Origin of the sequence: Longimicrobium sp. (assembly GCF_048594345.1) — a bacterium.
GTDB lineage: Bacteria > Gemmatimonadota > Gemmatimonadetes > Longimicrobiales > Longimicrobiaceae > Longimicrobium.
Genome location: NZ_JBMDXM010000285.1, coordinates 1 through 9,751, shown reverse-complemented (window position 1 = coordinate 9,751; position 9,751 = coordinate 1). Strand labels below are relative to the sequence as shown.

Sequence of the window (9,751 nt, the reverse complement as noted above, 5' to 3'; positions counted from 1 at the left end):
ATCCACCCATCCGCGCAGCACGCGCACGAACGCCGAAGCCGCGCCGCACGACGCGTCCGCCAGCCCGGCCGCGCGCAGCCGCACCTGCCACGCGCTGTCGGCCAGCGCGGCTCGCATGGCGCCGCAGTCCGCGCCCCGGCCGGCCAGCGCGCGGTAGCGAAGCCGCCACGCCGGCTCGGGCCACGCGGGCGCCGCGACCACCGGCGGCAGCGAATCACGCGCGGCGAACAGCGGATCGCGGATGCGCCCCAGCGCCCGCCCGGCGATCAGCCGCACCCGCGCGTCCGCGTGCCGCAGCCCCGCCGCGATCGCCGCGTCGGCGGAGTCGCGCCGGTCTTCCGCGGCCAGAATTCCGCCAATCAGGGCCGAGTCCGCGCGCGTCTGCGCCAGTCCCGTCACGGGCGCCAACAGCAGGAAAAGGATCCAGAGTTTTTTCATCGGCTCCAGTGAAGGACCAGCGTCTGCCAGCGTGCCGCTCACCTCGGACATCGAGCTGGCGGATGGTTCTCAAGATCGCGCATCAGGTGGTGCGGACGGCCTGCTTCATCGCGCCGCGGAGATCATCCGCCGATCCGCATCCCTCCAAAAAAAATTCTCATGGCACCCTGCCGCATTCCATCTGCGTCCCGTTTCCGACGCCCGCACAAAAGATCCTGCCTCGTCGACATCCCCCACCCGCACCCGACACGTGGCAATCCGGCTTCACACCGCGCGAGCAGCGGAAACGGCACGAACGAACTCCGTTGACTCCGTTGACTCCGTGTGAGACCCAATCTTTCGTGGATGGCCCTAACTCCTGGCCGATCCCGCCGCCCTTCGCCGGCGGCGCACCCGCAGCGCCAGCCGCACGATGAAGAAGATCGTCACCGCCATCAACAGAAGCGCGAGCAGCGGAGCCAGGAAGCCGACGACGATGGCCGCGACCGCCGCCACGTCTTCCGCGATGCTCAGGAGCGGGTTGCCCACGCCGGCCGTGGTGGCGGTGCTGCCCAGGCGCGCCGTGGCCTTGGCGGAGTGCACCCCCAGCGCCAGCGGCGCGCCCAGCAGAATGCCGATGGCGACGGACTGTTCAGGGGCCAGCTGGTAGATGAACGGCGTGGCCGCCAGCGCCGCCAGCACGGGCTTGGTGAGCACCTGGATGCCGTCCAGCGCGTGGTCCACGATGGGGATCTTGTCGCCCAGGATCTCCAGCAGCGTCGCCACGCCAAAGATCAGCACCGTCTGCGCCCGTTCCAGCCACGCCAGGTTGTCGGGCAGCGGCAGGTCCGTCATCCACGCGAACAGGCTGGCGCTGAACACGGGAAGAAAGGCGCGCAGCCCCGCCGTGGCCGCCAGCACCACCCCGAACGCCGCCGCCGAAAGCGCATCCATCAGCGCACCGCCTTCATCTCGATCTCCCTTGTCTCCGCAAGATCGCGAAACGCCAGGAAGCCACCCCTCCCGGCCCGCCGTTCAGCGCTTCTTCTTGAGCATGGTGCCCCGGCAGCCGGCGGCGCCGCAGCGGCAGGGGAAGCGCCGCTTCTCCGCCGCGGTGTGGCGGCCCTGGATGATCATCTGATAGTCGAAGGTGATCTCTTCGCCGGGCAGGATGTCGCGGATGCTGTCGATGTAGATGCGGCGGTCCTCGATCACCGACTCGCAGTTGGGATCGCAGGAGTGGTTGATGTAGCGGGACATGTTGCCCCTTACGCCCCCATCCACCACCAGATCGTCCTCGATGGTGAACAGCAGCGTGTGATAGGGGATGGATTCGATCCACGGATAGCGGCGGTCGCCCTCCCGCTGCGTGATCCGCTCGCCCGTGTACTCGATCAGCCGGGTGCCCGCCGGGATGGCCTCCCGCGCAAAGACACCCTTGCCGTGAATGCCGGACCGGCGCAGCGCCAGCCGCCGCCGTACGTTGTAGTTCGCCATGGCCGGCATTCTAGCGGCCCCGCGCCCGCCCGAAAAGGCGAGCGGGATCCTTCCCTGCCCCGGCTCACCTCGGTTGGTGTTGCGAATCCCTCGACTGAAAACAAAGCCCAGTCATCTTGAGAGAGTCGTGAAAACCTTGGATGTCCCCATAGAAGCGCGGTGTCATCCTGAGGGAGCGCACACCCGCAACTTACGCAACCACGGAGGTTTGCGCGCGACCGAAGGATCTTTGTCGGGTCGCGATGGGCCAGCCCTCGGGAGCCGTTCAAGGCTCCTGGTTCTGCAGGCAAGGTCCTTCGGTCGGCGCCCAGGCGTTGTGTATCAGCATATTGCGGAGCGGCGCCTCCCTCAGGATGACTGCGCGGGGAAGAGGTTTCACAGGCATCCCTCTGCCTACACGATGTCTGCCGGGGCCTCGGGGAGCCAGAGGGTGAAGCACGCGCCCTGGCCGGGCACGCTGGCCAGCACCACATCGCCCCCCATCAGCCGGGCCAGGGTGCGGCTGATGGGCAGCCCCAGCCCCGTGCCGCGGATGTCACCCCGCGAAGCGTCGTCCTGGACAAAGGGCATGAAGACGCGCTCCTGCATCTCCCTCGGGATTCCCGGCCCGGTGTCGGCCACCTGAATGCCGACCCAGCGGCCCTCTTCCGCGCCGGGAGGCCCCGCGGCCGGTGCCCGGCCCACGCGCACGGTGCCGCCCGCCGGCGTGAACTTGCAGGCGTTGGTCACCAGGTTCACCAGCACCTGGCGGATGCGGTCCTCGTCGCCCCATGCCAGAGCGCCCGCCAGCGGCCCCGTCTCGTCCACCACGGCCACCTGACGCGCCGCCGCCAGCGTTTCCGCCATCTCCAGCGACAACCGGCAAAGCGCGCGCACGTCCACCGGGTCGCGCAGCACCTGCATTTCGCCCGCTTCGATCTTGGCCAGGTCCAGCGAGTCGTTCACCAGCGCCAGCAGGTGGCGGCCACTGCGCAGAATGCGGAGCACCTGCTCGCGCTGCGGGTCGTTCAGCGGGCCGTGCACCCCCAGCTCCAGCAGGTCGGCGTAGCCCAGCACGGCGTTGATGGGGGTGCGGATCTCGTGGCTCATGGTGGCCACGAACTGGCTCTTGAGGTGGCTGGCCGCCTCGGCGCTGCCCCGGGCGGCCTGGGCGGCGTCCAGCAGCGCCTCGCGCTCCAGCTCGGCGTCCTTGCGGTCGGTGATGTCGACGCAGGCGCCGGTCATGTACAGCGGCTGGCCGTCGGCGCCCAGCGTGGTGTCGCCCTTGTCCAGCAGCCAGCGCACCGTGCCGTCGGGCCAGACGACGCGAAACTCCTCGCGGAACACGCCGCCCGACCGGGCGCAGCGCTCCGCCGCCGCGGCCACGCGCCCCCGGTCGTCGGGGTGCACGCACACCAGAAAGCCTTCCAGCGAGCGGGGCGAGGCCTGCGGCGGCAGCCCGAACAGCCGGTCCAGCGCCGCATCCCAGTCCAGCGCCCCCGTCTGGATGTTCCAGCGGAACGTTCCCGTGGCCGACGCGTCCAGCGCGGCCTGCAGCCGCTCCTGCATCTCGCGCAAGGTGCCTTCGGCGTCCTTCTGCTCCTGGATGTCGGTGCAGGTGCCGAACCACCGCTCGATCTGCCCGTCTTCGCCCCGCAGCGGCAGGGCCCGCCCCAGGAACCAGCGGTAGGCGCCGTCGTGCCGGCGAAGGCGGTACTCGATGACGTACGGCTCGCCCGTTTGCAGCGAGTGCCGCCAGCGGGCCCAGGCGCGCTCGCGGTCGCCGGGGTGCAGCACCGCGTTCCACCCCGGGCCCTGCGTGTCCTCGAAGGTAAGGCCGGTGTAATCGAACCAGCGGGCGTTGTAGTAGTCGTGGTAGCCGTCGGGACGCGTGCTCCACACCAGCTGGGGGATCATCTCGGCCAGAAAGCGCAGGCGCGCCTCGCTTTCCTCCAGCCGCGCCTCGGCGTCCTTGCGGGCCTGGATGTCCCGCACCACCGAGACAAAGTGCCGGGGCTCGCCGTCCGGGCCGCGCATCAGCGAAACGCTCAGCTCCGCCCACACCCGCTCGCCGTCGGGGCGCACGTAGCGCTTTTCCATCGAGTAGCCGGTCGTCTCCCCGCTCGCCAGCCGCCGCAGCCGCGCAAGGTCTTCGTCCAGCTCCTCGGGCTCGCTGATGTCCTGAAAGCGCAGGGCCAGCAGCTCGTCGGGCGCGCGGTCCAGGATCTCGCACAGGCGCCGGTTCACGCGCATCATCCGCCCGTCCAGGGCCACCTCGGCCAGCCCCACCCCGGCCTGCTCGAAAATCCCGCGAAACTCGTCCGCCGCGGCCTGCTGCACCTGCCCCGCGTAGCCGGGCGAGATTCCGTCCAGCGGCGCGTCGCTCACGTCGCGGGCCACGCTCAGCACGCCGGTGACAGCGCCGTCGGGCCCGTGCTCGGGCACCATCAGCGTCCAGTAGCGCCGCTCGCCGTGCGGGGTGGGAAAGGCAAAGCTCACCTCGCGCGCCGCGTCGGCGTGCACCACCTCGCCAATGGCGGCCTCCCACTGCGCCACGAGCGCTTCGGGCATCCCCAGGTCGCGGTTGGTGCGGCCGATGAACTCGCTGGCCGCCAGCCCGGTCGCGCGCTCCACCGCCGGACTCACGTACAGGTGCCGCCCCTGCGTGTCGAACCGGGAGACGATGTCGGGAAGCCCGGCCAGAAGGGTGGTGAGCTCGTCCGTGGTGCGCCGCCGGGCTTCCTCGGCCCGCCGCTGCGCCGTGATGTCGTTGATCATGGCCACGAAGTACAGCGGTTTTTCCGAAGGCAGCTCGCGCACCAGCGCCATGCGCACCTCGGCCCAGATGCTCGCCCCGTCCTTGCGAAGGTAGCGCTTTTCGATGGTGTAGCCTGGCTGCTCGCCGGCCACCGTGCGCAGCGCCTGGTCCAGGTCGGCGGCAAGGTCGGCCGGGTGCGTAACGTCCTGCATCCGCAGCCCCAGCAGCTCGCCGCACTCGTACGCCAGCAGGTCGCACAGCCGGCGGTTCACGCGCAGCAGGCGGCCATCCGGCGCCACGTGGGCAACCGCCACGGGGGCCAGCTCGAACGTGGCGAAGAACCGTTCTTCGGCGACGGCCAGCGCGTCTTCCAGGTGCCTGGCGCGCACGGCTTCGGGGGTGGTCATGAACGTTCCCGCATGGACGGTGGCGGTTGGACGGCAGAGATGGCGGACGCGTCACATCCTGCCGTTCCGGGGGAACAATCGTCCCCAGCCGGACGAACCATGCCGGACAGTGTTCGGTGGCAGCTTACAAAGGTAATACCGTACAAACGTTTCACAACGCACGCATAAGCCGCCGTGAATTGCTCATGCGGTCCGCGTCGTCCTCAGCCTGTCGCGGGTGGTGCGGGAGGTGGCGCGTCGGGTGCGGCTCTGCATCCCGTCCCTGTAAGACGAGCACCAGATCCTGGACAGCATCAGACGGAGAAAGCGAGCTGAAACATCATCCTGGTTCCTCCGTCCGAAGCCACTGCGGAGCAGCGGAGGTGCTGAGCAGCAGAGGAACGGCGGGATGTTCTCTGCTTCTCTGACTCGCTGCTGCTCTGCGTGCAAATCCGTTTGAGGGATGATGTACCGGCGCGCCAGGCAAGCGGACGAGAGGGCCGGCGCCGCGAGCGCGACGCCGGCCCGAAAGCAGGGATCAGCAGCGGATGCAGATGTTGTTGACGTACGTGGCGTAACCCGGCTGCGAGGGCTCCACGCACTCGTGGCGCGTGCAGAACCTGGTAATCTGCGCACCATGAACGGTGCCGCGTTCCTCCGCCGCCACGTCGGTCACAAAGCTCGCAACCCGCAGGTCGTCCATCTTCAGGCTCAGCTTCTTCATCGTTCCCTCGCTGGAATGGGTTCGGTGCATGCCGCTCGGAACATGCACGCACAGTTTTGGTCCGTAAACGTAGCGTATCGACGAACGAATCGGTACCGGCCAGCCTGACGCGCGCAGGTCATCAGGATCCGAGAGCAGAGCTGGGCCTCAACCGACGGGCGGACGCGGACGGAAGGAGGAGATGGACACGGTTCAGAGGCTCCCGTCGTGCCGCCGGTGCTGCACCCTGGAGGTGAGATGATCAGCCGCGGGAAGCCTGGACGCGGGCTCGTCACGTGCGGTCTGCTTCTTGCCGCCGGACGGGCAAAAGGGCCAGAATCCATCGGCCCGCACCCCCGCTCCCGCTCCTGATGTTGCTGCTCGCCCGACTGAAATCCGCCACGGCCGGCCACCACGCGCGCGTCGAGGCCGCCATGCCTTCCCTGGACCAGATGTCCACGTTCGCGGGATACGCCGCCGCGCTGCGCGCGCTGCACGGCTTTCACGCCACCTGGGAGCCGGCGATCTGGCGCACGCCGGGCGTGGTGGAGGCGGGGATGGACGACGGCCGGCGCAAGCTGCCCCTGCTGGGGGCGGACCTGCGCGCGCTGGCCATCGCGCCGTGCGAGTCCGCCGCCCCGCGGGCCCGCATCGCCGGCGCGGCCGAGGCGCTGGGCGCGCTGTACGTGCTGGAGGGCGCCACGCTGGGCGGGCGGATCATCTACCGGCACGCGGCCGGGCCGCTGGGGGTCACGCCGGAGCACGGGGCGGCCTACTACCAGGGCTACGGCGACGGCACGGGCGAGCGGTGGAAGGCGTTTGGCCAGGCCGTCACCCGCTTTGCGGACGAGACGGGTTCCGCCCCCGGGGTGGTGGCGGGCGCCGTGGCCTGCTTTGCCGCGCTGGAGGCGTGGCTGGCCGCTCCCGGAGTGCTGAACGGCCAGGTGGCCGCGTGAGCGACACGGCGCCCGCCCCGTTCACCCCGCCGCCGGGCCGGGGCACCCAGATTGAGCCCGTTCCGCTCAGCCCGGACGCGGACGCTCCCGTGGCGTTCGTGGATCCCGACGCGCGCATCGACCTTACCAACTGCGACCGCGAGCCCATCCACATCCCCGGCGCCGTGCAGCCGTACGGGGTGCTGCTGGCCCTGCGCGAGCCGGGGCTGGAGGTGGCGCAGGCCAGCGAATCGTCGCTCGCGCACCTGGGCTTGGCCGCGCGCACGCTGCCGGGACGGCCGCTGGCCCTGGTGCTGGGCGAGGGGGCCGCAGAGCGGGTGCGCCGGATGGCGACGGGCATGCAGGACCGCGCCTTTGCCGAATTGTGGGTAACCACGCCGGATGGCGAGACCCGGACGTTCGACGCCACGCTGCACCGCGGCGGCGGCCTGCTGCTGCTGGAGCTGGAGCCCGCGGGCGGCGGCGAGCGGGTGGTGCCGGAGCAGTTTGGCGTGGTGATGCGGTCGGTGACGCAGCGGCTGGAGAGCGCCAACTCGCTTCACGAGCTGGCGCAGGGGATGGCGGAGGAGATGCGCGCCATCACCGGCTTTGACCGCGTGTGGGTGTACAAGTTCCACCCCGACTGGCACGGCGAGATCATCGGCGAGGCCCGGCGCGACGACATCGAAACCTGGCTGGGGATGCACTACCCGGCGTCGGACATCCCGGCGCAGGCGCGGGCGCTGTTCCTGCGCAGCTGGGTGCGGGCCATCCCCGACCTGGCCTTTGTCCCCTCGCCACTGGTGCCGCAGAGCAACCCGCTTACGGGCGCGCCGCTGGACCTGGGAAGCTCGGTGCTGCGCAGCGTGTCGCCCATCCACGTGCAGTACCTTACCAACATGGGCGTCACGGCCAGCCTGGTCATCTCGCTCATCCACCGCGGCAAGCTGTGGGGGCTCATCAGCGGCCACCACTACACCGGCACCAAGCACGTGCCGGCCGACGTGCGGGCTCTGTGCGAGTTCCTGGCCCAGGCGCTCAGCCTGCAGGTGGGCACCGCCGACCGCCTGGACGACCGAGAGTACGCCCTGGAGGTGCGCGCGGCGCAAAGCAAGCTGCTGGCGCGCCTGGCCGACGACGAGACCCCCGAGCAGGTGCTGACCACCGGCCCCGTCACGCTGCTGGACGTGGCCTGCGCCGACGGCGCCGCGGTGGTGCGGCAGGGACGCACCCTGCGCGTGGGCACCACGCCGGACGACACGCAGCTGGACGCGCTGCTGGAGTTCTTGCGCGCCCGCCGCGACGACGTGTACGCCACCACCTGCCTGGCCGACGACTTTCCCCCGGCGGGGGACTACCCGCGCGTGGCCAGCGGGCTGCTGGCCGTGCCGCTTTCGCGCGACCGGCGCGACTTTGTTCTCTGGTTTCGCGGCGAGCAGCGGCAGACCGTGCGCTGGGCCGGGGATCCCCGCAAGCCGGTGGTGATCGCGGAGGATGGAAGCGCCCGTCTGCACCCGCGCGGCAGCTTTGAGCTGTGGGAAGAGGAGGCGCGCGGCACCAGCACCCCGTGGCGCGAGATCGCGCGCGAGGCGGCGCTGGACGTGCGCCGCGCCGTCCTGGACCTGCTCGTCCGCCGCGCCGAGGAGATCGCCCTGCTGAACCGCGACCTGGAGCTGGCCAACGCGCAGCTGGAAGAATCGGCGGTGGAGCTGGAAACGCAGGCCGAGGAGCTGATGCACCAGCGCGCCGAGCGCGAGGAGCTGCTGGTGCGCGAGCGGGAGCTGCGCGCCGATGCCGAAGACGCCAACAAGGCCAAGGCCAGCTTTCTGGCGGTGATGAGCCACGAGCTGCGCACGCCGCTCAACGCCATCGGCGGCTACGCCGAGATCATGTCGCTGGGCGCGCGCGGGCCGGTGACGGAAAAGCAGCAGGGAGACCTGGAGCGCATCCAGGTGAACCAGCGGCACCTGCTGGGGCTCATCAACAGCATCCTGAACTTTACCCGGCTGGAGGCGGGCCAGGTTCAGGTCACGCTGGAGCGGGTGACGCTGGCGCCGCTGCTGCACGGGCTGGAGGCGCTGATCGGGCCGCAGATGCGCGCCAAGCCGCTGGAACTGACCATCGACGACTGCGGCGCCGGCGCGGTGCTGGCCGACGAAGAAAAGCTGCGCCAGATCCTGCTTAACCTGCTCACCAACGCGCTCAAGTTCACCCCCGCGGGCGGCCGTGTAGAGGTGGGCTGTGCGCGCGTGGACGGCGAGGTGCGCGTCCACGTGCGCGACACGGGACGCGGCATTCCGCCGGAACAGCTGGAGTCCGTGTTTGAGCCGTTTGTGCAGGTGGACCGGCACGTGACCCCGCACAACGACCAGGGCGTGGGCCTGGGGCTGGCCATCAGCCGCGAGCTGGCGCGCCGCATGGGCGGCAACCTGCGCGCCGAGAGCGAGGTGGGCGTGGGCTCCGTCTTTACCCTCACCATCCCCGCCGGCTGATCCCCGACCCCTGTACAGGACCGGCACGATCCGGCGGATCGCTGTCATTCTGAGCGAGGCGCCCCCCCGCTCCTGTCCACGCGCACCAGAGCATGTGCGCCGACCGAAGAATCTGCCGGATGGGCCCACCACCCTGTCGGCTACGACCGGCCCTGGCGCGAGACCCGCCCGTTCCGAGAGAGATCCTTCGTCGGCGCACAGACTGCGCGCGTTCCCGCACACCTTGGTCGCGCCTTCTTCAGGCACCGGCGGATCGGTGTCATTCTGAGCGAGGCGCCCTCCCGCTCCTGTCCAGGCGCACCAGAGCATGTGCGCCGACCGAAGAATCTGCCGGATGGGCCCACCACCCTGTCGGCTACGACCGGCCCTGGCGCGAGACCCGCCCGTTTCCGAGAGAGATCCTTCGTCGGCGCACGAACTCCCGCGCGTTCCCGAACGCTCGCGGTGGGCGCCTTCCTCAGCTTGACTTTGGCCCTTTCAGGCGGCGTAAGCCAGAGTTTGCGCCCAGTGCTCAAGCAGCGATGCTGGAATTGTGGCGCTCTCGCGGTCTGACGGCGAGTACGACATAAATTCGCTTGCCCAGA

General features: G+C 70.2%; 6 protein-coding genes and 1 pseudogene. 2 read left to right on the top strand and 5 right to left on the bottom strand.

All coding sequences use genetic code 11. The features are described 5' to 3' along the window. From ACOJUJ_RS29580 to ACOJUJ_RS29560, 5 genes and pseudogenes are all read right to left on the bottom strand, one after another. Positions 1 to 438, bottom strand: a pseudogene (locus ACOJUJ_RS29580) (hypothetical protein); the annotation flags it as partial. A gap of 351 nt (positions 439 to 789) precedes the next feature. Beyond that, entirely contained in the window at positions 790 to 1,371 is a 582-nt protein-coding gene (locus tag ACOJUJ_RS29575) for a DUF4126 domain-containing protein (RefSeq protein ID WP_420130531.1), read from the bottom strand. An 81-nt stretch (positions 1,372 to 1,452) separates the two neighbouring features. Further along, on the bottom strand, positions 1,453 to 1,914 hold the full coding sequence (locus tag ACOJUJ_RS29570; protein ID WP_420130530.1) for an SET domain-containing protein: 462 nt from the start codon (positions 1,912 to 1,914) through the stop codon (positions 1,453 to 1,455). A 393-nt stretch (positions 1,915 to 2,307) separates the two neighbouring features. Further along, positions 2,308 to 5,058 (bottom strand): PAS domain S-box protein, encoded by a 2,751-nt coding sequence (locus ACOJUJ_RS29565; protein ID WP_420130529.1) that lies wholly within the window; start codon positions 5,056 to 5,058, stop codon positions 2,308 to 2,310. A 517-nt stretch (positions 5,059 to 5,575) separates the two neighbouring features. Beyond that, entirely contained in the window at positions 5,576 to 5,761 is a 186-nt protein-coding gene (locus ACOJUJ_RS29560) for a pinensin family lanthipeptide (protein WP_420130528.1), read from the bottom strand. Positions 5,762 to 6,111: 350 nt separating this feature from the next. Here ACOJUJ_RS29560 and ACOJUJ_RS29555 point away from each other — a divergent pair, with 350 nt between their 5' ends. Beyond that, positions 6,112 to 6,696: a biliverdin-producing heme oxygenase gene (locus ACOJUJ_RS29555; protein ID WP_420130527.1), complete on the top strand. Its 585-nt coding sequence runs from the start codon at positions 6,112 to 6,114 to the stop codon at positions 6,694 to 6,696. Beyond that, entirely contained in the window at positions 6,693 to 9,167 is a 2,475-nt protein-coding gene (locus tag ACOJUJ_RS29550) for an ATP-binding protein (protein ID WP_420130526.1), read from the top strand. Before ACOJUJ_RS29555 ends, ACOJUJ_RS29550 begins: the two co-directional genes overlap by 4 nt. Positions 9,168 to 9,751: the final 584 nt, after the last annotated feature.

Coding starts and splice junctions, on each gene's coding strand:
- ACOJUJ_RS29575 (WP_420130531.1), bottom strand. CDS start 1,371: ATGGATGCGCTTTCGGCGGCGGCGTTCGGGGTGGTGCTGGCGGCCACG.
- ACOJUJ_RS29570 (WP_420130530.1), bottom strand. CDS start 1,914: ATGGCGAACTACAACGTACGGCGGCGGCTGGCGCTGCGCCGGTCCGGC.
- ACOJUJ_RS29565 (WP_420130529.1), bottom strand. CDS start 5,058: ATGACCACCCCCGAAGCCGTGCGCGCCAGGCACCTGGAAGACGCGCTG.
- ACOJUJ_RS29560 (WP_420130528.1), bottom strand. CDS start 5,761: ATGAAGAAGCTGAGCCTGAAGATGGACGACCTGCGGGTTGCGAGCTTT.
- ACOJUJ_RS29555 (WP_420130527.1), top strand. CDS start 6,112: ATGTTGCTGCTCGCCCGACTGAAATCCGCCACGGCCGGCCACCACGCG.